At 69.6% G+C, this 25,872-nt stretch carries 16 protein-coding genes; 12 read left to right on the top strand and 4 right to left on the bottom strand.

The genetic code is table 11. From position 1 onward, the window contains the following. The first annotated feature begins 13 nt into the window (after positions 1-13). Positions 14-1,516, top strand: a complete 1,503-nt coding sequence (locus ACZ5PO_RS37990; protein WP_464188314.1) for a M81 family metallopeptidase — start codon at positions 14-16, stop codon at positions 1,514-1,516. Positions 1,517-1,521: 5 nt separating this feature from the next. On the opposite strand, the gene ACZ5PO_RS37985 is transcribed toward ACZ5PO_RS37990, so the two are convergent. Continuing rightward, positions 1,522-2,616 carry an NAD(P)/FAD-dependent oxidoreductase gene (locus ACZ5PO_RS37985; protein ID WP_464188312.1) on the bottom strand — a complete coding sequence of 365 codons (1,095 nt, stop codon included), beginning with the start codon at positions 2,614-2,616 and terminating at the stop codon, positions 1,522-1,524. A gap of 117 nt (positions 2,617-2,733) precedes the next feature. Continuing rightward, positions 2,734-3,591 (bottom strand): IclR family transcriptional regulator, encoded by an 858-nt coding sequence (locus ACZ5PO_RS37980; protein ID WP_464188310.1) that lies wholly within the window; start codon positions 3,589-3,591, stop codon positions 2,734-2,736. Between the two features lie 94 nt (positions 3,592-3,685). On the opposite strand from ACZ5PO_RS37980, the gene ACZ5PO_RS37975 reads away from it, so the two are divergent. The 9 genes from ACZ5PO_RS37975 (at position 3,686) to arsC (ending at position 13,355) form a co-directional block, all read left to right on the top strand. After that, on the top strand, positions 3,686-4,840 hold the full coding sequence (locus ACZ5PO_RS37975; protein WP_464188308.1) for an acyl-CoA dehydrogenase family protein: 1,155 nt from the start codon (positions 3,686-3,688) through the stop codon (positions 4,838-4,840). Next, complete coding sequence (locus ACZ5PO_RS37970; RefSeq protein ID WP_464188306.1) at positions 4,837-6,339, top strand: AMP-binding protein; 1,503 nt, start codon at positions 4,837-4,839, stop codon at positions 6,337-6,339. The genes ACZ5PO_RS37975 and ACZ5PO_RS37970 overlap by 4 nt, the downstream gene beginning before the upstream one ends. A 23-nt stretch (positions 6,340-6,362) precedes the next feature. After that, complete coding sequence (locus ACZ5PO_RS37965) at positions 6,363-7,577, top strand: ABC transporter substrate-binding protein (RefSeq protein WP_464188305.1); 1,215 nt, start codon at positions 6,363-6,365, stop codon at positions 7,575-7,577. After that, positions 7,574-8,473 carry a DUF1932 domain-containing protein gene (locus tag ACZ5PO_RS37960; RefSeq protein ID WP_464188303.1) on the top strand — a complete coding sequence of 300 codons (900 nt, stop codon included), beginning with the start codon at positions 7,574-7,576 and terminating at the stop codon, positions 8,471-8,473. The genes ACZ5PO_RS37965 and ACZ5PO_RS37960 overlap by 4 nt, the downstream gene beginning before the upstream one ends. A 26-nt stretch (positions 8,474-8,499) precedes the next feature. Next, entirely contained in the window at positions 8,500-9,621 is a 1,122-nt protein-coding gene (locus tag ACZ5PO_RS37955; RefSeq protein ID WP_464188301.1) for an Ldh family oxidoreductase, read from the top strand. 7 nt (positions 9,622-9,628) lie between these two features. Further along, positions 9,629-10,522: an amidohydrolase family protein gene (locus ACZ5PO_RS37950; RefSeq protein ID WP_464188299.1), complete on the top strand. Its 894-nt coding sequence runs from the start codon at positions 9,629-9,631 to the stop codon at positions 10,520-10,522. A gap of 126 nt (positions 10,523-10,648) precedes the next feature. Further along, the gene (locus ACZ5PO_RS37945; protein WP_464188297.1) at positions 10,649-12,049 is read left to right on the top strand and encodes an amidase; all 1,401 of its coding nucleotides are present in this window, start codon (positions 10,649-10,651) and stop codon (positions 12,047-12,049) included. A gap of 128 nt (positions 12,050-12,177) precedes the next feature. Continuing rightward, complete coding sequence (locus ACZ5PO_RS37940; RefSeq protein ID WP_464188295.1) at positions 12,178-12,879, top strand: DsbA family protein; 702 nt, start codon at positions 12,178-12,180, stop codon at positions 12,877-12,879. Positions 12,880-12,929: 50 nt separating this feature from the next. Continuing rightward, on the top strand, positions 12,930-13,355 hold the full coding sequence (gene arsC, locus ACZ5PO_RS37935; protein WP_464188293.1) for an arsenate reductase (glutaredoxin): 426 nt from the start codon (positions 12,930-12,932) through the stop codon (positions 13,353-13,355). Between the two features lie 13 nt (positions 13,356-13,368). On the opposite strand, the gene ACZ5PO_RS37930 is transcribed toward arsC, so the two are convergent. Beyond that, positions 13,369-17,373 (bottom strand): AAA family ATPase, encoded by a 4,005-nt coding sequence (locus ACZ5PO_RS37930; RefSeq protein WP_464188291.1) that lies wholly within the window; start codon positions 17,371-17,373, stop codon positions 13,369-13,371. A gap of 470 nt (positions 17,374-17,843) precedes the next feature. On the opposite strand from ACZ5PO_RS37930, the gene ACZ5PO_RS37925 reads away from it, so the two are divergent. Together ACZ5PO_RS37925 and purD are read left to right on the top strand one after the other, a co-directional pair. Beyond that, a complete protein-coding gene (locus tag ACZ5PO_RS37925; protein ID WP_464197208.1) occupies positions 17,844-23,588 on the top strand; it encodes an alpha/beta fold hydrolase in 5,745 nt (1,914 codons plus the stop codon). A gap of 90 nt (positions 23,589-23,678) precedes the next feature. After that, positions 23,679-24,956, top strand: coding sequence for a phosphoribosylamine--glycine ligase (gene purD / locus ACZ5PO_RS37920; RefSeq protein WP_464188289.1), 1,278 nt, complete (start codon positions 23,679-23,681; stop codon positions 24,954-24,956). Positions 24,957-24,983: 27 nt separating this feature from the next. Here purD and ACZ5PO_RS37915 read toward each other — a convergent pair whose 3' ends face one another. Continuing rightward, positions 24,984-25,868, bottom strand: a complete 885-nt coding sequence (locus ACZ5PO_RS37915; protein ID WP_464188287.1) for a DUF937 domain-containing protein — start codon at positions 25,866-25,868, stop codon at positions 24,984-24,986. Positions 25,869-25,872 lie beyond the last annotated feature (4 nt).

Below are 25,872 nucleotides of genomic sequence, written 5' to 3'. Positions count from 1 at the left end.
TTTGAGGTTCACGATGCGCATCGCCGTCGCAGGCTTCCTGCACGAAACCAACACCTTCGCCCCGTCCAAGGCGGCGCTCGACGATTTCATCGCCGGCGGCGGCTGGCCGGCCATGCTCAAGGGCCGCGCCGTCATCGACGAGACCCGCGGCATCAATATCGGCATGAGCGGCTTCGCCGCGGCAGCCGACGAGGCCGGGTGGGAGCTGCTGCCGGTCATCTGGTGCGCCGCGAGCCCATCCGCGCACGTGCGCGAGGACGCCTACGAGACGGTGGCGCAGACCATCGTCGCCGGCATCGCGGCGGCCGGCCCGCTCGACGGGGTCTACCTCGACCTGCATGGCGCCATGGTGGCGGAGCACCTGGACGACGGCGAAGGCGAGCTGATCGCCCGCGTGCGCCGCGTCGTCGGCCCGGCCGTGCCCATCGTCGTCAGCCTCGACCTGCACGGCAACGTCACGCCGCAGATGGTCGAGGAAGCCGACGCGCTCGTCGCCTACCGCACCTATCCACACATCGACATGGCCGATACCGGCCGCGCCGCGGCGCGCCATCTCGCCCGCCTGCTCGCCGGGACCGGACCCTTCGCCAAGGCCTTCCGGCAACTGCCCTTCCTCATCCCGATCAGCTGGCAGTGCACCGACATGGAGCCGTGCAGGTCGATTTATGCGGCGCTCGCCGCGCGGGAGAGCGAGGCGGTGCCGACGCTGTCGTTCCTGCCGGGCTTTCCTGCCGCCGATTTTCCGGATTGCGGCGCCACCGTCGTCGCCTACGGCCGCAGCCAGGCGGATGCCGATGCGGCGGCGGACGCCGTCGCCGATCTCGTCGCCGCCCACGAGACCGATTTCGACGGCCGCGTCTACGGGCCCGACGAAGGCGTTCGCGCCGCCATGGCGATCGCCGAGCAGGCGACGAAGCCGGTGGTCATCGCCGACACCCAGGACAATCCCGGCGCCGGCGGCGATTCCGACACCACCGGCATGCTGCGCGCCCTGGTCGCGGCGAACGCCACGCGCGCCGCGATCGGCGTCATGGTCGATCCTGAGGCGGCTCGCGCGGCCCACGCGGCAGGCGAGGGCGCGACCGTCTCCTTGGCGCTCGGCGGCAAGTCGCGCATCCCCGGCGATGCGCCATTCGAGGCGGAGTTCGTCGTCGAGGCCTTGTCCGACGGGCGCTTCGTGGCTCCCGGCCCCTATTTTGGCGGTGGCCGCATGGACCTCGGCCGATCGGCCTGCCTGCGCATCGGCGGCGTGCGGGTGGTGGTGGCCTCGCGCAAGGCCCAACTCGCCGACCAGGCGATGTTCCGTTTCGTCGGCATCGAGCCGACCGAGCAGGCGATCCTGGTGAACAAGAGCTCGGTGCACTTCCGTGCCGATTTCGAGCCGATCGCGGATACGATCCTGGTCTGTGCGGCGCCTGGGCCGATGCCGGCCGACCCGGCCGATCTGCCGTGGACGCGGCTGCGCCCCGGCCTGCGCATCAAACCGAATGGACCCGCATTCAGCGCCGCCGGATAGGTGTCCTACGAACCGATCAGCCGCGCGACGTCGTCGGCGATCGACAGGCTGGAGGTGAGACCGGGGCTTTCGATGCCGAACAGGTTGATCAGGCCGGGCAGGCCATGGTCGTCCGGGCCCTCGATGACGAAGTCGGCGGCCGGCTCGCCCCGGCCGGTCAGCTTGGGCCGGATCCCTGCATAGTCGGGAACGAGCGTTCCGTCGGGCAGGCCCGGCCAGTAGCGGCGGATGGCGGCGTAGAACAGCTCGGCCCGGGCCGGATCGACGCGGTAGTCGAGCTCGTCGATCCACTCCACGTCGGGTCCGAAGCGGACGCGTCCGGCCAGGTCGAGCGTGAGGTGGACGCCGAGGCCGCCGTCGACCGGCGCAGGATAGATCAGCCGCGCGAACGGCGGCTTGCCGGCGTAGCCGAAGTAGTTGCCCTTGGCCAACGTCAACCGTGGCACGCGCGCCGGCGGATAGCCCTCCGTCGCCGCGGCCAGCGCCGGCGCACCGAGGCCCGCGGCGTTGACGACGGCATCGAAGGCCATCTCGCCGCCGCCGTCGCCTCCAAAGCCGACCAGCCAGCCGCTTGTGTCCGGCCGCAGCCACTCGATCGGCGTGGCCAGCGCCAGCGCCCCGCCGTGCTCCTCCAGATCCCCTTGCAGCGCCAGCATCAGCGCGTGGCTGTCGACGATGCCGGTCTCGTGCGAGACGAGCGCGCCGACGCAGGTAAGCTCCGGCTCCAGCGTCCGCACCTGCGCGGCATCGAGCCACTCCAGGCCTTCGACGCCGTTAGTGAGGCCCTGGGTGTGAATGGCGGAGATCTTGGCCAGCTCATCCTCGGCGGTCGCCACGATCAGCTTGCCGCATTTGGCGTGCGGAACCCCGTGGCTGGCGCAGAAGGCGTACATCAGGCGGCGGCCGGTCACGCAGTGGTGCGCCCGCAGCGAGCCCGTCGGATAATACATGCCGCCATGGATCACCTCGGAGTTGCGCGAGGAGATGCCGCTGCCGATGCCATCGGCCGCGTCGGCCACGATCACCTCGTGGCCGGCCAGCGCCAGCGCCCGCCCGATGGCGAGCCCGACGACACCGGCACCTACGACAAGAACCATCATCTGCGGCTTCCTTTGCGATCCGCCCTCGGCGAAGCGCTCTAGATTCAAAAGACTGGAGCATTTCGCAATTGGACGATCTCATCCAACTGCGAAACGCTCCCGGATCGAAGGTCGGTGCTACTCTGCTTCAAGCTCGTCCGCATCGTCAGCGGCGATCGGAATGGGGATGCCCAGCCGGGCCCCCTCGTCGACCATGAGCCGCAGAATGCGCTCCCGGTCGCCGGCGATTGCAGTCGACAGCCCGCCGACGCCGACGCCCATGGGCCGCTCGCCGGCCCGCCGCGGTAGCGGCACGCAGATGATGCCGGCGCCGAGCGTCACCCGCCCGAGCGACACCTCGAAGCCGTGCCGGCGGATATCGGCGAGGTCGGCCAGCAGCTCCGCCAGTGCCGGCACCACGGGGTCGGCGTTCCAGATGTTGACCAGCTCGGACGCACCGACGCCAGCGGCGCCTTCGGCGTCGACCCGCTCGCGCGTTCGGGCGACGAGCACGGCCACGTCGTCGTCGCTCATCTGCGACAGCAGCAGCCGGCCCATGCCGGATTCGACCAGCGGCAGCTTCGATCCGATCGGGATCTCCAGCCGCATGGCGTGGCGTCCCGGCACGACGTCGATGTAGCGCACGCACAGATCGTGGGGCACGCCGAGCAGGATCGTCTGGCCGGTCTCGGCGCCCAGCGCCTGCATGAAGGCCTTGACCTCGGCGCGCGGCACCGCCGGCTCGATCCAGCGGCCGAGCGACGAGACGCGGCTGCTCGGCGCGATGCCGCGGCCATCGGGGTCGAGCACGAGATAGCCCGCGTTGATCATGCTCTGCACAAGTGTCGACGTGCTCGATTGCGGATAGCCAAGCTTATCCGCCAATTCGGTTATCGTTACGCTGCGCATAACACTGTCGCAATACTCCAGAATCTCCAGCGTCCGCAGCGACGATTTGACGGTGACGGCCCCGGCCTTGGCTGTTCGTGTGCGCATGAATCCCTCAATATCATCTAATTGATATTTCATATCCTATTGACGATCAATAGGGGGAGGCCTACGCCATTGCGACGATTTGGAGAACAACGGAATGAGCGAGGAAGCGCGCGACCTTTGGCGTCCCTACGTCAACGAGGCGCTGGTCCGGCAGGTCAGGAGTTTCGTCGAGAAGCGGGTCACTCCCGCGGCGCACGACATCGATGCCCGCGACGTCTATCCGACCGATCTGGTGCGCGAGCTGGCCCAGCTGGGCTGCAACGCCATCTGCCTGCCCAAGGAGTATGGCGGGCGGGCCGAGCCCTATGCGTCTGCCGTCGCCGTCTGCGAGGAGGTGGGCTACGGCAGCGCCGCCGTCGCCATCTCGCTGATCACCATCTTCCAGGCGCAGACCATCATCAGGCTGTTCGGCTCCGACAGCCTGAAGGAGCGCTACCTGCCGCGCTTCGCCAAGGGGCTGATCGCCTCCTATGCGCTGACCGAGGCCTCCCACGGCAGCGACATCCGCAAGCTCGACACCAAGGCCCGCCGCGAGGGCGGCCAGTGGGTGCTCGACGGCGAGAAGTCGTTCATCACCTCGGGCTCGGAGGCGGAGTTCTTCGTCATCCTGGCCCAGACCGAGGCTGGCGTGTCGGCCTTCGCCGTCCCGCGCGAGAGCCAGGGCCTGTCGTCCTACGTTGGGCACAACTCCGCGACCATGGGCCTGCGCAACGGGCCGCACGTCAATATCCGGCTCCAGGGCGTGCGCCTGCCGTTGGACCATCTCATCGGCGAGGACGGCAAGGGCGTGCGCCAGGCGGTGACGACGCTCGACTATTCCCGCACGCTGGCGGCCGGCATCAGCGTCGGCATCGCCCGCGCCGCCTACGACGCGGCGCTGGCGTTCACCGCCAACCGTGTGGCCTTCGACCAGAAGGTCATCCAGTTCCAGGGCATCCAATGGTACTTCGCCGACGCGCTGGCCCGGATCGATGCGGCGCGGCTCCTGGTCTACCGCGCCGCCGAGGCGCTCGACAGCCATGACGACGTCATGCGCTACGCCAGCGGCGCCAAGCTGATCGCCGCCGAGGTGGCGACCGATGTCGCCTCCAAGGCCATCCAGGTCTGCGGCGCCTACGGCACGATGGTGAACGCGCCGTTCAGCCGCTATTTCCGCGATGCCAAGACCTATGAGATCGGCGGCGGCTCGTCGGAAGTCCTCAAGAACACGCTCGCCAAATACTTCCTGAGCCACGCGGGCGTGCGATGATCCTCGATCTCCTGTCCGTGCAGGCGGCGTCCGCGCCGGATCGGCCGCTGGCCGTCACGGCCGCTGCGACTTACTCCTACGCCGAGATCTGGTCGCTCGCCCGCCGCTTCGCGGCGCGGCTTCGCGCCCACGGCATCGCGCCGGGCGATCACGTCGCGCTGATCGCGGGGAACAGTGCCGCCTACTTGGTCGCTTGGTTCGGCATCAACGCGGTGGGCGCCGTCGCGGTCTGCCTCAACAACCAGCTGATGGGCGAGGCGATCACCTATCTGGTGTCCCAGTGCGATGCCAAGCTCGTCGTCGCCGACAGCGACTGGATCGACGCGCGCGCTGGCGGTCTTCGCGACGGGGCGGCCGCGCTCCCGCGCATCGTCATCGACTCGGACACGGTGTTCTTTGCGGAACTCGCTGGCATCGATGAAGCGGAGTCGGCGGCGCCTGCGCCGCACGACCTCTGCACGATCCTCTACACGTCGGGCACGACGGGGCTGCCGAAGGGCGTCATGTGCGCCCACGGCGGCTACGCGGCCACCGGCCGCGAGACTGTCCGTATCCTCGAGCTCGGAGCCGACGACCGCATCTTCGTCTTCCTGCCGCTCTTCCACACCAATCCGCAGATGTATGCGGTGATGGCGGCGCTCACCGCCGGTGCGTCGCTGGCGCTCGCGCCGCGCTTCTCGGCGACGAGCTTCTTCGACGAGGCGCGGGCGCTCGGGGCGACGGGCTGCACCTTCGTCGGCACCGTTCTCGCCATCCTCGCCGCCCGCTACGCGGAGCCGGTCCGCGACCATGCCATGCGCTTCGCTATCGGTGGAGGCACCACGCACGAGCTCGCCTCGACCGTCGAGACCCGCTTCGGCATCACGGTGCACGAGCTCTACGGCATGACCGAGGTGGGCGGCTGGGTCTCCGGCAGCACCGCCGCCGACCGCAGGCTCGGTGCCAACGGCCGGGTCCGCGCCGACATGGAGGTGCGCATCGTCGACACCGACGATAACCCGCAATCCACGGGCGTGCGTGGTGAGATCGTGGTGCGCCCGTCCCAGCCCAATGTCATCCTCATGGGCTACTACAGGAAGCCCGAGGAGCTGGCCAAGGCGAGCCGGAACTTCTGGTTCCATACCGGCGACATCGGCAGCTTCGACGACGACGGCTATCTCCACTTCCATGGCCGCTCCAAGGAGGTCATCCGCCGCGGCGGCGAGATGATCGCCCCCGACGAGCTGGAGCAGCACCTGCGCAAGCTGCCCGGCGTCAGCGATTGCGCCGTGGTTGCGGTGCCCGATCCGATCATGGGCGACGAGATCAAGGCCGTCGTCGTGGCCGAGGCCGGCTTCGACCTGGCGCACATCCGCGGCCACCTCGCCAACCATGTGCCGGGCTACATGCTGCCTCGCTATGCCGAACGGATCGACCGCATTCCGCGGACGCAGACAGAGAAGATCATGCGCCGCGAGCTCGAATACGTCAACGCGCGGGTTGTCGACTTCAAGAAATAAGGTCAAGACAGGGGAATACGGTCATGAGGGTGTTGACGGCGGTCTTGGGCATCGCCGCTCTCGCGCTGGCGGGAACGGCGCAGGCGGGCGACAGGACGGGAACGGTGAAGATCGGCGTCCTCACCGACATGAGCGGGGTCTTCTCGGACCTCACCGGCAACGGCGCGGTCCAGGCCGCCAAGATGGCGGTCGAAAAGTTCGGCGGCAAAGTGGGAGACCGCCCGGTCGAGGTGATCTTCGCCGACCATCAGAACAAGGCCGACATCGGCGCCGCCATCATCCGGCGGTGGTACGACCAGGAGGACGTCGACATGGTCGTCGACTTCGCCAACTCGGCGGTGGCGCTGGCCTCGGTCGGCATCACCCGCGAGCGCAACAAGGTCATGATCCCGTCGGGCGTCGGCACCACGGAGCTGACGGGCAAGCAATGCTCGCCCAACACCATCCACTGGTCATGGGATTCCTACGGCAATGCCAATGCGCTGGTGAAGGCGGTGATGCAGCGCGGCGGCAAGAAGTGGTTCTTCATCACCGTCGACTACGCCTTCGGCCACAGTCTGGAGGACAACGTCTCCCGCCTGGTGAAGGCGCAGGGCGGCGAGGTCGTCGGCTCGGTCAAGCATCCGCTGAACACCGTCGACTTCAGCTCCTACATCCTGACGGCGCAGGCGTCGGGCGCCGACGTCATCGTGCTCGCCAACGGCGGCGCGGACCTGTCCAACGCGGTCAAGCAGGCGCGTGAGTTCGGCGTCACGTCGGACCGCTACAAGATCGTGGCGCCGCAGTTCAACCTGGCCGTGGTCCACGCCGCCGGGCTGAAGGACACGCAAGGGCTGCTCGCGGCGGGCAGCATGAACTGGACGGAGAACGCGGATACGCGCGCCTTCGCCACTGCGCTCGCCAAACGCAACAACGGCATCCACCCGGACGCGCTGCAGGCGGGCGTCTACTCCGCCGTGCTGGCCTATCTCGGCGCGGTCGAAAAGGTCGGTACCGCCGACGGCAAGAAGATCGTCGACCTGCTGAAGTCCGGCCCGGTCAAGGACCCGCTGCTGGGTGACGGCATCATCCGCGCCGACGGCCGCATGCTGCATCCGGTGCAGATCTTCCAGATCAAGTCGCCCGAGGACTCCAAGGAGCCGTGGGACTACTTCAAGACCATTGACGTCATTCCCGGCGACCAGGCGTTCCGGCCGCTCGCCGAGAGCGATTGTCCGCTGGTCACCAACGCCAAATGAGCGCCGCGCCCGCATCGGTCGCCCTCATCGGCCTCGGCGAGGTCGGCGCCATCTTCGCCAGGGCGCTGCGCGACAAGGGCGTTGCGCTGCGCCTCGCCTCGCGGCCATCGCCGCGGGCGGAGCGGACCGCGGCGGACCTCGGCCTTGCGCTGGCGCCCGATGCCGCCGCCGCCGCGGCCGGCGCCGACCTGGTGCTCATCACCACGACGGCCGAGAGCCTGGTCGCCGTCGCGCGACAGATCGCGCCGGCGCTGCGGGGCGGGGCGATCGTCGCCGACCTCACCTCGGCGTCTCCGCGTGAGGTGAGCATGGCAGCGGCGGCGCTGCCGGCCGGGCCCGACGGCTATGTCGACGTCGCCATCATGGGCGCCGTCAGCCTCCATGGCGTCCGCACGCCGCTGCTGGCCTCGGGGGCGGCGGCGGCGGAGTTCGCGGCGATGGTGGCACCACTCGGCTTCAACGTGGACGCGCGGGCGGGCTCCGCCATCGGCGATGCCTCGAAGCTGAAGCTGCTGCGCAGCGTCTTCGCCAAGGGTCTCGATGCGGTGGTGGCCGAGGCGATGCTGGCGGCCGAAGCGCTGGGGCTGCGCGCCGAGCTCGTAGAGCAGCTCAGCGACTTCGACCGTTCGCCCTTGCGCGAGCACATCGGCATGTACCTGCGCACCCATCCGCTGCACGCCGCCCGGCGGCTGCTCGAGATGGAGCAGGCAGAAACCGAGATCCTCGCGCTCGGTCTGCCGAGCCTGACGACGCGCGCGGCGATCGAGCGCTACCGCCGCACCGCGGAGCTCGGCCGCACCTACCCGCTTCCGGCGGAGCCGCTCGATGCCGATGGAGCCATTCGCTGGCTGCTGTCGGCCGAGCAGGCCGGCGCCGGCGGCCACGTCAAACCCTGATCGCTCGCGTCCCTCGAAGCAGCAGCATGGCCCATCCCTCGACTGAACGTCTCGTCCACGTCACGTCCGCCCTGCTGAAGCAGCAGGTGCTGCTGGTCCTGGAGGCCTGGGGCATGCCCGAGGCGGATCGGGCCGTCATCGCCGACTGCCTGGTCGAGACGGACCTGCGCGGCATCGAATCCCACGGCGCGTCCATGCTGCCGCTCTACGACCAGATGCGGCGGGCGGGCGGCCTGAACATGACGGCCAGCCCGCGCATCGTCCGCGAGAACGCGGCCACCGCCGTGATCGACGCGGACGCGGGCCTTGGCCACGGCGTCGCCATCACGGCGATGAACCTCGCCGTCGACAAGTGCAAGGCCGGCGGCATCGGCTCGGTCTCGGTCTTCAACTCGCACCACTTCGGCGCCGCCGGGCTCTACGCCGAGTTGGCGGCCCGGCGCGGCGCGCTGGCGCTGGTCACCTCGTCAGCCCGCACCGTCGCCGTCATTCCCACCGGGGGCACGCTGCCGATGCTGGGGACGAACCCGATCGCGTTCGCGGCACCGGCTGCCCAGCGCGACCCGTTCCTGCTCGACATGTCGACCTCGGCGGTCGCCGCCAACAAGGTCAAGGTCTACGGCTACCACGGCACCCCGTTGCCGGTCGGCTGGGTGGTCGACGGCGCGGGCAGGGCGGTTACCGACCCGGACGAGGGCTTCAGGCTGTGCATGGACGGCGGCGTCGGCGGCCTGATGCCGCTCGGCGGCTCGCGCGAGACCGGCGCGCACAAGGGCTACGGCCTTGCCGTGATGGCCCAGTTGCTCGGCAGCACGCTCGCCGGCGGCTCGTTCTCGCCGTTCCGGGTGCGCGATGCGGCGTCGGGCGCTCCCGACAACATCGGCCACTTCTTTCTCGCGCTCGACCCTGGGGTGTTCCGCCTCGGCGGCTCGTTCGAGGAGGAGGCCGCGGCCATCGTCGACGCCCTCAGGGCGACACCGGCGGTCGATCCGGCGAGCCCGGTGATCGTGGCGGGCGAGCCGGAGTTCGCGCGCCGCGCCGAGCGGCTGGCGACCGGCATCCCGCTGAACGGTGCGTTCCTCGATGCGGTGCGCAAGGTCGCGCTCGATGCCGGCGTCGACTTCATCCTCGACCGCACGACGACCTGAGGCGATCATGTTCCACTACGACGGCACCATCCGCGACTGCCTGCCGCCGCGTCCGGCGACGCCGCCGCGGCGCCTGAGGGTGCCGGCCGGCGCCTGGGAGACCCACGCGCATGTGATCGGCGCGCCGCCGGGCTACCCGCTGGTGCCGGATCGCCACTTCACCGCACCTGCGGCATCGCCTGCGGACTTCATCGCCGTGCTGGACACGGTCGGGCTCGCCTATGGCGTCCTTGTCCAGGTCAGCGCCCACGGCACCGACAACCGTCTGCTGCTCGAAGCCCTTCGGCGCTATCCGGACCGGCTGCGCGGCGTCGCCGTCATCGATACCTCGACCCCCGATGCGGAGCTCGCCGAGCTCAAGGATGCCGGCGTGACCGGTATCCGCATCCTCGACATCGTCGGCGGCGGCGTCGGCATGCAGAGCCTGGAGGCGCTGGCCGACCGGTGCGCCGAGATCGGCTGGCATATCCAGGTGGCGGTCAAAGGCCCGTCATACCCTGAGCTGGCGCCTCGTCTCGCCCGGCTCCGCGTGCCCTTCGCCATCGACCACATGGGCTGGTGCCCGGCCCAGGCCGGCGTCGATCATCCTGATTTTCAGGCCGTCCTGCGCCTGGTCCGCGACACCGGCTGCTACGTCAAGCTGTCCGGCGGCTTCCGCCTGTCGGGGGAGGCGAAGCCGTTTCGCGACACCTTCGCGTTTGCGCGAGCGCTGATCGACGCCGCGCCGGACCATATGGTCTGGGGCAGCGACTGGCCCCATGTCGGGCTCTACGACCCCGGCGAGCGCCCCGACGTCGGCGAGATTCTCGACGGGCTCGCGGATTACACCGCCGATCCGGATGTGCAGCGGCGCATCCTCGTCGACAATCCTGCGCGCTTCTACGGCTTGCCCCGCGGCTGAGCGCATACGAGCGTTGATGGCCGCGCGCGGCCCCGCGTGTGGAGCTGAAGCTTCGCCCGGAGCATGATCGGCAGATGGGCATCGGTCTTGCCTGCCTGCCGTCCGCGTTCCGGAGTGATCAAGTCCATGTCCCGCCCAACAGCCCTCCATGACCTGACGGCCGTCGAACTCGTGGCCGGCTACCGCACCCGCGAGCTCTCCCCCGTGGAGGTGATCGACGACGTCATTGCCCGCATCGGCGTGTGGAACCCGCATATCAATGCGCTCTACGCCTTCGAGCCGGACACGGCGCGGCGGGGGGCCCGCGAATCGGAGGCGCGCTGGCGGCGCGGCGAGCCGCTGGGTCCGCTCGACGGCGTGCCGGCCACCCTGAAGGAGAACGTTGCCACCAAGGGCGTGCCGATGCCTCTCGGCAGCGCCGCCATCGAGCTGGTGCCGCAGACGGCAGATGCCCCAGCGGCGGCCCGCTTGCAGGAGGCCGGCGCCATCATCTTCTCCAAGACGACGATGCCCGAGTACGGCATGCTGTCGTCGGGCGTGTCGACCTTCCATGGCGTGACGCGCAATCCGTGGGATCTTGGCAAGAACACCGGCGGCTCCAGCGCCGGTGCGGGCGCGGCCTGCGCCGCGGGCTTCGGGCCGTTGCACCTCGGCACCGACATCGGCGGCTCGGTGCGCCTGCCGGCGAACTGGTGCGGCATCTTCACGCTGAAGCCGAGCAATGGCCGGGTGCCGATCGATCCACCCTACTTCGGGCGCTGCGCCGGGCCGATGACGCGCACCGTGGCGGACGCCGCGCTGATGCTGAGCGTGCTGTCGCAGCCGGACTGGCGCGATCACATGAGCCTGCCGGCCGATCCCGTCGACTGGTCCGCCCTCGACGGCGCGATCAAAGGCAAGCGCGTCGGCCTGATGCTCGACGCCGGCTCGGGCCTGCCGCTCGACCCGGAGATCCGCCCCCTGATCATCGCCGCGGCGTGCGCCTTCGCGGCCGCCGGCGCCATCGTCAGCGAGGTCGCTCCGGTGATGGACCAGCAGCAGCTCGACGGCCTCGACCGGTTCTGGCGTGTGCGCTCGTGGGACGACGTCCGCAAGCTGCCGCCGGAGCGGCGGGCCAAGCTGCTGCCCTACATCCTGGCCTGGGCCGAGAGCGGCTCGACGTACTCGGCCCTCGACGTCATGCACGGCTACAACGGCACCATGGCCGTCCGGGCCCAGGCGGCGCGCGCCTTCGCCGACTTGGACTACATCCTGTCGCCGGTGGCGCCGGTGGTGAGCTTCCCGGCCGAATTCGCCTCGCCCACCAACGATCCGATGCTGCCGCTGCAGCACATCGGCTTCACCGTGCCCTGGAACATGGCGGAGAACCCGGCCGCCTCGATCAACGCCGGCTACAGCGCCACGGGCTTTCCCATCGGGCTCCAGATCGTGGGCCGCCGCTTCGACGACATCGGCGTGTTGCGGATGGCCAAGGCGTTCGAGGCGATGCGCGGGCCGCAGCGCCCCTGGCCGCACCCGCCAGGCTGAGCGGAGCGCCGCCAGGATAACGCCTGCGCAGCCATCATCCCGCCCTATCTCCCTGGTCGAGCTGATCGCGTGAGCTGACGCATCCCACGATTCGTCGGAGCGCGGGAGCAAGCTGCAAGGTGGCTATCATGATCGATCGACGGCGGGTCCTGGCTGGGCTGGCGGCCAGCGCGGGGATTGCGGGCGCCGTGCTGCCCGTCACGCGCGGACGGGCTCAGGATTCCGGCCAATGGCTGCCGCTGACCTCGGACGACGGTGCGGCGATACCGAACCTGCGGCTGCCGGTGGAACTCACTTCGCAGCTGGACGAGCTCGTGGGCGTTGTTTGGGTCGGCGCAGCCACGCCCGACGTCACCCTCGTCGAGGCCTACGACTACAACTGCCCCTGGTGCCACAAGGCGGCCGACGACGTCGAGGCGCTGCTGAAGGCCAATCCTGAGCTCAGGATCGGGCTGGTCAACAACCCGATCCTGTCGCCGCAATCGGCGCAGGCGGCCAAGGTGGAGCTCGCCGTGCTGAAGCTGAAGGGGCGGGCGACGGCCTATGCGCTGCACCGGGCCCTGTTCGCCCGCCGCGGGCTCATCGACGGGCAGGCTGCGCTGGAGGCGGCTGCGGCACTGGGCATTCCCCGCGCCACCGTCGAGAAGACGGCGGACAGTGCCCAGGTGCGGGCGGCGCTCGCCGCGCAGATGAAGCTCGTGGCGTCCATGGGGCTCTCGGCGACGCCCTCGTTCGTGCTCGCCGGCATGGGCGTGCTGGGCTATCCCGGCAGCAAATCGCTGGCCCGTATGGTGTCTTCGGTCAGCGCGTGCGATGCCTTAAGCTGCTGACGGGCCGCGCGCGGCCGATCAAGGTTCGCTCATCCCGGCGGGAGGCCGACATGGACGTGATCATCTACCACAACCCCGCCTGCGCCACCTCGCGCAACGTGCTCGCCATGATCCGCAACGCCGGCGTCGAGCCGCACGTGATCGAATACCTGAAGACGCCACCGAGCCGCTTCATGCTGCGCCAGCTGATCGACCGGATGGGCCTCGACGTCCGCACCGTGATCCGCGCCAAGGATTCCGCCTACGCCGACCTCGGCCTCGACAATCCGGCCCTCAGCGACGCAGACCTGATCGACGCCATGGTCGAGAACCCGGTCCTCATCAACCGGCCGATCGTGGTGAGCCCCAAGGGCGTACGGCTGTGCCGGCCCTCCGAGCTGGTGCTCGACCTCCTGCCGGCGTCGCAGGGCGAGTTCGTCAAGGAAGACGGCGAACGGGTGATCGACGAGCACGGCCGGCGCGTCGCCACGGGCTGACGCTGGGGCGGAACTACAGGGCCGCATCCCGATCCAGCCGGCGTCGCATCTCGGCTGCGATGAGCGACTCATCCTTCCGCAGAGCCAACCGGTGAGCGGCGGCGAGCGCCTGCTCCCAGTGCGAGACCGCCTCGTCCCTGCGGCCATCGAGCCAGCGGGAAACGCCTGTCCATAGACCCAGCTGCGCCAGGCCGACCGGGAACACCTTGCAGTAGCGCTTGAGCTCATGCAGCGCCTGCGTCTCCCAGCGGCTCCACAGCTCGTAGTCTTGCGAGAGGCCAGCCTCCCGCCCGCGCAGGAGGACTTCCAGCGCCCCGGCGATGCCGACGATGATGCTGTGCGACGACGGGCGCGGCATGTCCCGGAGCAGGCGCAGTGTCTCGGCCACCGCCTCGACGCTCTCGGCCGGGCGGCCGATCCGGGCGAGCGCGAGGGCGAGCGCCCCGACGGCCGAGATCTGCGCGGCAAAATCGACCGTATGGGGCGCAGCCGATCTGATGAGGCGCAGGAGCTCCACGGCCTCGCGCGGACGATCGGTGTGCAGCAGGCACAAGGCCTTGCAGCGGAGCGCCCAGATCTCCTGCTGGATATTTCCGGTGTTCTGCGCGCGCTCGAGCAGTGCGACGGTGGTCGGCTCCCAGGCCCCCTGATCACCGCGATAGTATTGAGTCCAGAAGCGCATCCCCTGCGCATTGCACCAGCGCAGCTGGTCACCCGCCCTGAGCGACAAGGCCTGGGCCTGATCGATGCGGCGATCGACCATCGGCCACTCGCCCCGCCCCAGCTGCCAGAGCGCATCCAGGGTGCAGACGTGCGCATGCAAGGCGGGATCGCCGATGGTGGTTGCCGCCGCCTCGGCCCGCGCCATGAAATGGGCGCAGGCCTGCCGCCAGCCGAGCATGCCGAGGCCGCAGCCGAGCTGCGACGCTGCCACGGCGGTATCCGCGGAGAGGCCCGTCCGTTCCGCATGCACGGCGGCGCCGATCAGGTTGCACATGCCGCGCGAGAAGCGCAGCTCGAAATAATCCACCATGGCAGCCTGGTTCAGGCAGCGGGCGAGCTCTTCCTCCCAGCGCAGCCGATTGTCGTCGCGAGCCGGATCCGGCCGTGGCGGAAAGGCCTGCTGGAACGTGAGCTGTGCCGCGCGTGCGATGAGGCGCAGGTAGGTGGAGGTGGCCGTAGCGGGAACGGGCCTTCCGACCATGTTGAGGGCGTGCCTGGCGGCGACGGCCTGGGCGCCGATGTCACCGCGATAGTAGTGCGCCTCGGCCAGCTGCCGCCGCCAGCGCACCGACTTGAGCTTCTGCTCGTCGCTCCAAAGCTGACGCTTCGGCTCGTGCTCCAGGCAGATGCCGATGAACGATTCGACCTCACGGAAGGCACCGATCTGCAGTGCATGGGTGGCCGCCACCTCTGCGTATTTGACGGCCTTCTCGTTGTTGCCCGCAGCTTCAAAGTGCTGGACAAGCACTGCCGTCTCGGTACCGAGCACGTCTGCGGGGCTCGCCTCGAGCCAGCGCGCGAGGGCTTCGTGCAAGCGCTTCCGCAGGTCGCTGGGGACCGATCCGTAGATCACGTCCCGGATCTGGTCGTGGCGGAACTCGTACAGCCCGGGCGTTGCGGCGCGCCGGATCAGCTGGGCTTCGATCAACGTTTCGATCGGCGTGTTGATCGGGCTGTCATGGATCGCCTCGACGGCCGCCCCGGAGAAGGACCGTCCGACCACGGCCATCGCCCGGATGACGTCCCGCGTCGCCGCATCAAGACGGTCGACGCGCTCGCGGATAACCCGTTCGACCCCGTCGAAGTGCCGAAGCCCGTCGAGCGGCTGGATCGACCGCCAATGCCCGTCGCGCTCGGTGATCAGTCCTTCGCTCTTCAGGGTCAAGGCGATCTCTTCGGCGAAGAAGGGGTTGCCGCCGGCCAGCTCCGCGACCCGTCCGGCGATATCCTGCTGGGGTGGAGGCCCGCCGAGGGTGCGGGCTATGAGCTCCTGGATCGAGGGCTCACCGAGCTCGCCGAGCTCGACGATGCGCAGGTAGCGCGCCGCGCCGTCCGGCTCGGCGTCGGTCCGCGTCGTGCTGGCCTTCAGCCGCAGGCTTCTCAGCTCCTCGGGAACCTCTTCCGAGCGGACGCAGAGCACGAGCAGCAGCGACGGCAGCGAGCAGAGCACCCACTCGATAAGCCGCCAGGAGGCGGAGTCGAGCCATTGACTGTCTTCGAGGATCAAAGTCAGCGGGCGTGGCGCCAAAGCGCCGATGATCGCCCCCACCAGGCGCATGGTCGCGTCCGCTCGGTGGGCGCTTTCGAGGTGCCGCGTCCCTTCGGTCTGCGGTGTGTCGATAGCAAGCACATCCCCCAGCAGCGGCAGCCGCTCGGCGATGGCCGGAATGTGCCGGACCTGCTGACCGATGTGCGCGAGCGCCTCGTGGCCGGCCGTGTCCGCCGGCAGGCCGGCGAGGGATTTCAGCACGCGCCGCCAGGCGAGCAGGGAGGTGCGCCGATCGTCGCGCTCGGCCCCCGACATGCACACCATCGTGCCGGCCGCCCGCAACTCGGCAGCGAAGGCGTTGACGAGGGTGGTCTTGCCGATGCCGGGCTCGCCGAGCACGACGGCGAGCCGGTTTTCCCCCGCGCGCACGTCGGCAAAAGCGTCTCGCAGGAAATCCAGCTCCGCCTGCCGGCCGATCAAGCGGGTCGGCGCGGGCGGTGGGGGGCGGGCCGCAATCGGGCGAAACACCGGCGCCATGTCGCCCAGCCCGTCGAGCTGAAGCGTGCCCTGCCGCTCGAACGCGAACGTCGCGCGCGCCGCCCGTTCCGTCGGGGCGTCGCACAAGACTCCCTCTCTGGTCGACGTCATCAGCCGCGCCGCTCGATTCATCGATTGGCCGAGGACCATGAACTGTCGGCGCCGGGTGCTGCCCACGACGCGGAAGAGGGCTTCGCCGGTGGCCACGCCGATCGAAAGGTTGAGGCCGATCTGCCGAACGGCGATGCTCACGGCGCGGGCGCTCGCTATGGCGCGCCGGGGATCGTCACGATGGAAGGTGCCGCGGGCGCCGAACGCGGCGACGAAGATCAGTCCCTTGTCGTCGAACAGCAGCTCACCCGGCGGCCCGCCGTGATCGCGCAGGATCTGCTGAAGTGACAGGCACAGGCTCTGGTGGCGTGCCAGCGCATCGGGCGAGGCACAGTCCAGTCCGTCGATGCGAGCCAACAGCGCGGATATGGGGCCAATTTCCGCGAGCGCGTCCAGGCGCGCGCTCACCAGGGCTTCCCGGCCCGCGACGGCCGTGATGTCGCTTGTTCCGTGATCCGCGCGCCGCCCCGCGGCCAGCAGCGCATCCCGCAACTGAGGCGCGAGGAAATCCGCCAGCCACTCGACCGGCGGATCCTCCGGAATGTACGTCTGCGGACACGGGGCCTCGTCCGTCGTCGGGCTTGCCCCGGCGCCTGCGGCGGCCTTGGACTGCACGCATTCCCAACTGCGCGCCCGTGCGACGGCGGCGGCCGCGTCCGCCGCCGCGTCGCCGCCGATCACGAGATTCCAGATCGGCTCCCCTCCGACGGCCGCGGCCCACAGCGTGCCCGCGCCGATGCCGAAGTGCAGGGCAGGCTCGGCCTCCCCCTCCACCAGTTGCGGTCGCGCATAGTGATCATGGCAGATCGCTTGCGCGCATTGCACGGCGCTGCGCGTGGCACGGGGCAGGTCGCCATCGTCGGCCGCCCAATAGGCGAGGAGGGCGTCGCCGGCGAAGTAGGCAACCTCGCCCGAGCAGGCACCGACATGCTCCGCGCACCGCGCATAGGACAGGCTGAGCAGCTTGGGGATCTGCTCCAGGCCGCCTGGGCCGCGGCGGGCCAACTGCTCGACCAGGGCCGTGAAGCGCGAGACGTCGACGAACAGCACCGCTGCCGGAAACTGCACCGCGGCGGGGCGCTCACCTTGCGCGCCGTGGAGACGGCCGAGCAGTCGAAAAGGCAGAAAGCTCTCCAGCAAGTGACTTGTCTGGTCCATGAGCCTTGCCCTGCAGTGACGATTTGGCTTCGCCCGCAACCAGCGCGCGAGCTAAGTTGAGGATAGGCCTACTGCTCCTTGTGCCGGCCAATTCGGCTGGCTGCACTTCGCTCTTCTATACAAGCATTTCGGGCGCCCGTGCCGCTCGCCAGTCTAGCATTCACGACGCATTTGCCCAGCCTTCGGCCGAATATTCCGTAGCGTTTCGACGGCTCATCGCAAGTCCTCGACCGACCCACCGGTAGCATGCCACGAAAGAAATGTTGCCGAAGCTCGCATCGGCGAATCAGCTATACAATGCGGCCGGAAAGAGTATGGTGAAGCTGTCGGTCGCTTTATGCGATGCGGAATAAGGGGATGCGCCATGGCGACGGGCGTGTTCGCGAAGGGGGGCTTTGTGTCGGAAATTCCGACAGCCCGCGCTCTCTTCTGGCGAAATACTTGCAGATTCGGCGGATGGCGGCGTGAAGATGGGCGCCGACCTCGATAATTCCCGGACCGCGTGGGTTTCGCAAGGTTTCGAACGCCTTGTCGACCGCGTGCGCAGCGCGCCGGACACGACGCATGTCGATGTCCTGATCATCGGCAGCGGCTATGGCGGCGCGATCGCCGCAGCGACCTTCGCCGGGCGCCATCAGGGCGGCGCTCCGATCACCGTGGCCGTGTTGGAGCGGGGCAAGGAGTATCTGCCCGGCGCGTTCCCGACCGGCCTCGGCGAGCTGCCGGGTCATATCCGGCAAGACAATCAGAAAGACGGTCTGTTCGACGTCAGGCTGGGCGCCGAGGTCGCGACCGTCGTGGCCAACGGGGTCGGTGGCGGCTCGCTGATCAATGCGGGGGTGATGGAGGTGCCCCTGCCGTCCGTCTTCGCGCAGGGGTGGCCGAGCCAGCTCGCCGACCTGTCCATCCTGCAACCGTTCTTCGACCGCGCCGCCGACATGCTGGGGGCGCGGCGCGCCGGCGCCCCCAACACGATTGCCGACCACCCCGACGGCCTGCCGCAGAAATTCAAGTCCATCAGGGACCTGGCTCCCGCCGGCCACTTCCGGGCAGCGGCGATCACGGTGGCCATGACGCAGTCGACCAGCGCCGGCAACGTCCAGCTCAACAAGTGCGTCCGCTGCGGCGACTGTGCAACGGGCTGCAACTTCGGCGCCAAGCATTCGCTCGACGTCGGCCTGCTGGTGCGCGCCCAACAGAACGGAGCCGAGATCTTCAGCGGCGCGACGGTGCTGAGCATCGAACAGGACCAGGCGACGGCCGGCTGGATCGTCAATGCCGTCTACACCGACGCCAAGTTGCGCAAGCGCGACGGAAAGCCGCTGAGGATTCGAGCCCGCAAGGTCGTGCTCGCGGCCGGCACCCTGGGGTCGAACGAGATCCTGCTGCGGTCGCAGGCCGCCGGGCTGAAGCTGTCGAGGACGCAACTCGGCAGGCGTTGCTCCACCAATGGCGACATGCTGGTCGCCGACTATGCCACCGCTGCGACCGTCAACGCCGTCGCCGACGCCGCGACGCAGCCCTCGCAGCGGGCCATAGGCCCGACGATTACCGGCATCATCGACTTGCGCCAGGCGGCGGGCGTGCTGATCGAGGAACTGGCGGTGCCGGCCGGGCTCCGGCTTGCCTTCACCGAGCTGTTCGCAGCGGTCAACACGCTGCACAGCCTGGACGAATTCGACTGGTCGAGCCACCAGCGCGGCTTTCCGAACGATGACATCTATGCCGCTCCGACCAGCCGCATCGGGCATTCGGCGGTCTATGCGGTCATGGCGGACGATGGGGCCGCCGGCGTGATCACGCTCGACGGCGCGGTGAGCGACGACAACGACGGCATTGCGCGGATGCACTTCGCCGGGCTGCCGCAGCAGCCCGTCTTCGACGGAGAGATCGCCGCCCTTGCCGGTCTCGCCCAGGACACGGGCGGCCGCGTGATCGCCAATCCGCTCTGGAAGCTGCTGCCGTCGGAGCTCACCTGGCTGCTCGCCGACAAGCGCGGCCCGCTGACGACGGTGCATCCGCTCGGTGGCTGCGCCATGGCCGATAGCGGCGCGGCCGGGGTCGTCGATCACCTCGGCCGTGTCTTCTCGACCGGCAGCTCCGATGCGGTCTACGACGGCCTCGTGGTGCTGGACGGGGCGATCATCCCCACCGCGCTCGGGACCAACCCGGCCCTGACCATTGCCGCGGTCGCGCTGCGGGCGACAGAAGCGCTGGCCGCAACTTGGGGGTATGAGGCCGGCCCGCTGGTCGCCCCGGGGGCAACGCTTGTCCGTCCGGTGTTTCGCGCGACGGACCTGGCCGTGCCGCCTCCGCGCACGGAGGTGGAGGTTGTCGAGCGGCTCGTCGGTCCGGTGCGCCTCAGTCCCAAGTACAGGCCGGCGCAGGACTATGTCGTCGAGCTGACGCTGCGCTTCAGCCCCAAGCCGCTCGCCGACCTCGTCCCCGGCCAGGGCGGCGACGCGACGCTCCAGGTGGCGACGGACCAGTCGGACGGGCTGGCGCGCAGCGCGATCCGCATCTTTCCGCGGGCCGACTGGGACGCGCTCGAGCTGACCTGGGATCCGCCCGGGCTGCGGGAGCAGAAGCTCGACGCTATGGCGGTTTTCCGGGCGCCGCTCGCCGGGAGCCTGACGGTGTTCGAGCGCCAGGCCACCTCGGCCTGGGAGCGGATCTGGGCAGCCGGCAGGGCGTGGCTGCTGAACCGCGGGATGCGCGACGTCTATCAGGCCGCGGCCGACGGCGACGACGGCCCGGATCCGCTGAGCCGTGCCAAGTCGGGTCTCGCCCTCGCCAGCCGCGCCGGCGAGGTGCGCGCCTTCGTCTACGATCTGAGCGTCGGCACGCCCGATGCCGGCGCCAGCCTGGCACTCGACGGCGACCGGATCGTCGGCGCCAAGACCTTCACCTACAACCGGCGCGCCAATCCGTGGCGCCAGCTCATGGAGGTGACGCTCGACCAGTTCCCGGGCCTCGATATGGATGCCGCGCCGCTGCTGACGCTCGATGTCGGCTATCTCGCGCGCATCGGCGTGCCGCTGATCCAGCTGACGCGGCAGACCGACGGCGTGAGCGCCTTGGGCGAGCTTGCGGGCTTCCTCGGCTATGCGCTGCGGCTGCTGCTGGGCCTCCACCTCTGGAGCTTCCGATCGCCGGACAAGGACGTGGATCCCGGCAACGACGTCATCGTCTTCCGCCCGCCGCTGCATCTGGCGCTGCCGGGCGGCGACTCGGTGGCGGCCGAGATCATCACCATTCCCCTCGGCAACGAGATGCCGGATCTCGGCACGCACGAGGTGCCGGGGGAGGTGCTCATCACCCGCTATCCGCGGCCGGGCACGTCGAAGCGGCCGGTGGTGATGCTGCACGGCTATAGCGCCGGCGGCACCACCTTCGCCCACCACGCGGTGACTCCCAATCTCGCCAGCCACCTGTGGGCGACCGGACGCGACATCTGGGTGGCCGATCTCAGGACCAGCCCGGCGCACCCGACGGCCAAGGCAGCGTGGAGCTTCGACCAGATCGGCGCGACGGATGTCCGCAGGGTGATCGAGCGGGCCGCGGCCGCCTCGATCGACGGCCAGGTGGACGTGGTGGCCCACTGCATGGGCACGATCGTCTTCAGCATGGCGGTGCTGGGCGGCAAGATCGACGGCCTGGTCGCCCGCGCCGCCTTCACGCAGGTCGGTCCCCTCGTCGTCTTCACGCCGGCCAACATCTTCCGTGCCTTCGTCGTGCGCTATCTGTTGGAGTTCCTGCCGGACGCCTACGAGTTCCATCCGGCCAATCCGACGCTCGCCGACGATCTCTTCGACCGGGTTCTGTCGACCTTGCCCTACAGCGAGGCGGAGTACGACATCGAGAACCCGCTCTGGCCGACGGCGCGCACGCCGTGGACGCGCACGCGCCACCGCATGGATGTCCTCTACGGCCGGGACTTCAACGTCGAGAACATGGAAGCCGAGATGCTGCGGTTCATCGACGAGCACTTCGGGCCGCTCAGCCTGAAGACCGTCGCGACGGCCGTTCATTTCGCGCGCAATGCCCTGATGACCGACTACGAAGGCCAGAACGAGCTGGTTTCGCGCCTTCTGTTCCGGGCGGATTGGCCCTTCCCGACATTCAGCGTGCACGGACAGGCGAACGGCCTGTCGCATGTGTCGACGGTCGACCGGATGAGTAAGATTCTCGACGATTCCGGGCGCGTCTACCTGACGCCGTTCATCAATCCCGGTGCCGGCCATCAGGATGCGCTGATCGGCACCACCCGCTTCGCCACCTTCCAGCAGATCCAGTGGTTTCTCGACGCCGATCTCTACAACCAGCCGAACGTCGGCAACACGACGAAGACGGCCTATCCGCCCTGGATCGGGCCGATCATCACGCTGGACGACGGCGACGCGCCCCTCGTCGCGCGGGTCGGATCGTTGCCCTCGCACCGGCAGGCCGAGGCGGCGGCGATGCTGCGCATCCAGCTCTCCGGCGACGATATCCTGCGTCCCGATGATCCCGGCCAACCCTGGGACTTGCCCTACGTTCTCGCCCACCTGGCCATCTACCCGCTGCCGTCCCCGGCGGGCGATCCGACGCCGGCATCGGGTGGTGGTTCAGGGCCGGCAGGTGGCGGCTGGTACGCCTTCAGGGTGCCGCTGCCGACGGCGATGCCGGGGTACGATCCCGCCCACCCCGGCAACGCGCTGCTGATCCTGCTCATCTATGACGAGGCGGATGCCCTGCTGGCGAGGACCGAAGGCTATTTCCGGGCCGATGCGGGCACCAAGCGAGTGCACTGGTTCGCTCCCGCGGGCGGCGGCGATAAGCCGGGCGATGAGTTTGGCTTCGACCGCTTCGAGCTGATGGCAAATGCGGTCCACCATGCACTGGCGATCCCCGCGCTCCGTCCGGGCGCCGGAGATGGCAGCAAGGCCGGCTCACCCAGGCTCGTCTATCGTGGCCCGCGGCGAATGGAAGGTCGCAGGCTCGAGCTTGCGCCTGGGGGAAGGGTGGTCGGGGCCACCACGACGAGCCTCGCGTTCGACCTGCCGGCCGGCAACGGCGTGCTGGCCAGCCTCGCCGAGATGGATCGGGATCTGCTGGACGGCGTCGTTCCGTATGATCCACCGACGGTGTCTCCGACGGTGCCCGAGGCGGGCGGCACGCGGTTTTCGTTGGCCTCCTGCCAGTATCCCGCAGGTTTCGTCGACGGGCCGGTCGCCTACCGCTCCTATGAGCGCATCGTCGAGCGGCTCCGCGGCGATCCGGGCGTCGCCCCGCGCTTCACGCTGTTCGTCGGCGACCAGGTCTACGTCGACCCCACGGCAGGCCTGTACGATCCGACCGCCAAGGACGGCCGCTACCGGCTGCCCTACGAGGCCTGGCTGCGCCAGGCCAGCGTGCGCAGCGCACTGCGCCGCGTGCCATCCTTCATGCTGCTCGACGATCACGAGATCGACGACAATTGGGAGCCCATCGCAGACCCGGACGATGCGGCCAACAAAGCGATGAAGGACAGCGGCTTCGCCGCCTTCCAGAAGTATCAGCGTGGCCTCAAGGCAGACCTCGAGACCTTTACGTATGACGGGTTTCCCTTCTTCATGCTCGATACGCGCACGCAGCGGACGCATCGCAAGGTCGGGACGCTGGCGAACGCAGCGCTGTTCAGCGCCGACAGAATGACCTGTTTGAAGCGGTGGCTGACGGGCTCGCCGGGGCCCAAGTTCGTCCTGTCGCCCTCCATGCTGTTGCCTCGGCACCGGCGAGCGGTGCAGCGCGACACGCGCCTCGACCCGGCCAACCTGAGCGCGCTGCACTCGGACGGATGGGACGGCTATCCGGGCACGTTGCGCGAGGTGCTCGCCCATATCGCGGCGAACCAGATCCAGCACGTCGTCTTCCTCTCCGGGGACGAGCACCGCAGCTGCGTGGCGACGATCGAGCTCCGCGACGGCGGCGGCAATTTGCTCGCCCGCGTCCACTCGGTGCACACGGCGGCGCTCTATGCCCCGTTTCCCTTCGCCAACAGCCTCGACGAGGACATCGTGCCCAGTGAGACGATCGACTTCGTGCACGGCACCGAAAGCTACAGCTGCGTGGTCACCGCCACGCGGCCGCCCGCGGGCGACGCGGCCACGTTCTTGTTCGTTCGCAAGGTGGCATCGGACTGGCTGCTGGACTGCGAGTTTGCCAACGGCGCCGTCACGACGCTCGCACTTTAAGCTTCATGACCGGCGGCTCGTCCGCGCTGTGACCACGCGCCGTCACACGGCCGTATCCACCTGCGCCGATCGTGCTTATAAGCCGCCGCCATGAACATTCTTCTGATCGGGTCGGGCGGGCGCGAGCATGCGCTGGCCTGGAAACTGGCGGCGAGCCCGCGCTGCGAGCGGCTGTTCATCGCGCCCGGCAATCCGGGCACTGCCGCCATCGGCGAGAACGTGAGGCTCGACGTGGCCGACCACGGCGCCGTCGCGGCCTTCTGCCGCGCCGAGGCCATCGGGCTCGTGTTCGTCGGCCCGGAGGCGCCGCTGGTGGCCGGTCTGGTCGACGATCTCGCGGCTCAGGGCATCAAGGCCTTCGGCCCGACGCGCGCAGCGGCGCAGCTCGAGGGCTCGAAGGCGTTCACCAAGGAGCTCTGCGCCGAGTTCGGCATTCCCACCGCCGGCTTCGCCCGCTTCGACGGGCTGGAGCCGGCCCTCGCCTACGTCCGCGCCCGCGGCGCGCCGATCGTGGTCAAGGCGGACGGGCTCGCCGCCGGCAAGGGGGTCGTCGTCGCCGAGACGGTGGCGCAGGCCGAGGAGGCGCTGGCCATGATGTTCGGCGGCGGCCTCGGCGCCGCCGGCGCCGAGGTGGTGATCGAGGACTGCCTGGTCGGCGAGGAGGCCAGCTTTTTCGCCATCTCGGACGGGACGACGGCCATCCCGTTCGGCACGGCGCAGGACCACAAGCGCGCCTTCGATGGCGACCGCGGCCCCAACACCGGCGGCATGGGCGCCTATTCGCCGGCGCCCGTCGTCACCCCCGAGCTGGAACGGCGCGTCATGGCCGAGATCATCGCGCCGACCGTGGCGGGCCTCGCCCAGCGCGGCACGCCCTACGTCGGCGTGCTCTACGCCGGGCTGATGCTCACCGCCACCGGCCCCCAGCTCATCGAATACAACGTACGCTTCGGCGACCCGGAGTGCCAGGTGCTGATGCCGCGCTTCCAGGGCGACCTCGTCGACGTGGCATTGGCGGCGATCGGCGGCGGCTTGCGCGACGTCGCTGTCGGCTGGTCCACGGAGGTCGCCCTGACGGTGGTCATGGCCACGCAAGGCTATCCGGGCCCGGTGACGACCGGCTCGGAGATCGGCGGCATCGATGCGGCGGAGGCGGCGGATCCGGGGCTGATGGTGTTCCAGGCGGGCACCCGGCGCGAGGGCGAGAGGCTCCTTGCAGCCGGCGGCCGGGTGCTGGCGGTCACGGCGACGGGGGGCACGGTGACCGAGGCGCAGCGGCGCGCCTACGCCGGAGTCGATCGTATCGATTGGCCCGAGGGCTTCTGCCGCCGCGACATCGGCTACCGGGCCATCGCCCGGGAGGGCTGAGGCGTCGGCCGCCTCGGCGCGGCGGCGCTACTCGGAGCCCGTCGGCTTCTCAGCTCCGTTCTTCGGCGCCGGTGCGAAGCTGTCGAAAATGGCGCGCATGGCGGCCAGGTGCTGGTCCTGCACCGTGCGCCCGGTCTCGAACATGCGGTTGAGATGCTCGAAGCCGGCCTTGGCGGCATCGAACGGCTCGTCGCCGACCTCCGGGGGCGCGTCGGGCGGCGGGGCCGTCGCGGCAGCGGCTGCGGGAGGCGGTGGAGGCGCGCTCCCACGCGGCGGCGCCGAGGCGGGCTGCGACGGCGGCGCATCCGGCTTCGACGACGCCGGGAAGACGCTGAACATGGCCTTGAGCGAATTGGCGACCATCTTGCCCACCATGTCGGCGGCGCTGTCGGTCGCGCTCGGCGGCGGCTGAGGCGGCTGTGCCGCCGCGGTGCCGCCGCCGGCCCGCTGCATGAACTCGGCCGACTGGGCGAGCAACTGGCCCATCCCCTGTTCCATGGCGACCTTGAACAGGCCGCCCATGATCATGGAGCCGATCAGCGGCAGCATGCGCAGCAGCACCTCCGGGCTGACGCCGGAGAGCACGGCGGCGTGGGCCGCCACCTGCCGGGTCACCTCGGGCGAGCCGAACACCGTCTCGACGACGCTCGCCCCTTGGGCCGGCGCGTTCGGCGTCCGCGTCGCCGCGGCCTGCTCGAAGAAGGGCGTGAACTGGCCGCTGCCCATCAGCCCCATGGTGTTCAGGAGCCCCTGCTGGCTCTGGGTCGCCCGCTGCAGCCCCAGCGAGAAGGCCGGCAGCATGGCTTCGATCGCCTTGCGGCTCTGTTCGACGGAGAGGCCGAACTGGTTGGCGATGTTGGCGGCGGCCTGTCCCTGCTGGGCCGCCTGCATGATGTCGTAAAGATTGTACATCGGC

It is taken from the genome of Chelatococcus sp. KU-N122, from assembly GCF_055391085.1.
This window is presented reverse-complemented; position numbering and strand designations above follow the sequence as displayed.

Coding starts and splice junctions, on each gene's coding strand:
- ACZ5PO_RS37950 (WP_464188299.1), top strand. CDS start 9,629: ATGTTCCACTACGACGGCACCATCCGCGACTGCCTGCCGCCGCGTCCG.
- ACZ5PO_RS37970 (WP_464188306.1), top strand. CDS start 4,837: ATGATCCTCGATCTCCTGTCCGTGCAGGCGGCGTCCGCGCCGGATCGG.
- purD (WP_464188289.1), top strand. CDS start 23,679: ATGAACATTCTTCTGATCGGGTCGGGCGGGCGCGAGCATGCGCTGGCC.
- arsC (WP_464188293.1), top strand. CDS start 12,930: ATGGACGTGATCATCTACCACAACCCCGCCTGCGCCACCTCGCGCAAC.
- ACZ5PO_RS37945 (WP_464188297.1), top strand. CDS start 10,649: ATGTCCCGCCCAACAGCCCTCCATGACCTGACGGCCGTCGAACTCGTG.
- ACZ5PO_RS37985 (WP_464188312.1), bottom strand. CDS start 2,616: ATGATGGTTCTTGTCGTAGGTGCCGGTGTCGTCGGGCTCGCCATCGGG.
- ACZ5PO_RS37925 (WP_464197208.1), top strand. CDS start 17,844: ATGGGCGCCGACCTCGATAATTCCCGGACCGCGTGGGTTTCGCAAGGT.
- ACZ5PO_RS37990 (WP_464188314.1), top strand. CDS start 14: ATGCGCATCGCCGTCGCAGGCTTCCTGCACGAAACCAACACCTTCGCC.
- ACZ5PO_RS37930 (WP_464188291.1), bottom strand. CDS start 17,373: ATGGACCAGACAAGTCACTTGCTGGAGAGCTTTCTGCCTTTTCGACTG.
- ACZ5PO_RS37980 (WP_464188310.1), bottom strand. CDS start 3,591: ATGCGCACACGAACAGCCAAGGCCGGGGCCGTCACCGTCAAATCGTCG.
- ACZ5PO_RS37975 (WP_464188308.1), top strand. CDS start 3,686: ATGAGCGAGGAAGCGCGCGACCTTTGGCGTCCCTACGTCAACGAGGCG.
- ACZ5PO_RS37915 (WP_464188287.1), bottom strand. CDS start 25,868: ATGTACAATCTTTACGACATCATGCAGGCGGCCCAGCAGGGACAGGCC.
- ACZ5PO_RS37960 (WP_464188303.1), top strand. CDS start 7,574: ATGAGCGCCGCGCCCGCATCGGTCGCCCTCATCGGCCTCGGCGAGGTC.
- ACZ5PO_RS37955 (WP_464188301.1), top strand. CDS start 8,500: ATGGCCCATCCCTCGACTGAACGTCTCGTCCACGTCACGTCCGCCCTG.
- ACZ5PO_RS37965 (WP_464188305.1), top strand. CDS start 6,363: ATGAGGGTGTTGACGGCGGTCTTGGGCATCGCCGCTCTCGCGCTGGCG.
- ACZ5PO_RS37940 (WP_464188295.1), top strand. CDS start 12,178: ATGATCGATCGACGGCGGGTCCTGGCTGGGCTGGCGGCCAGCGCGGGG.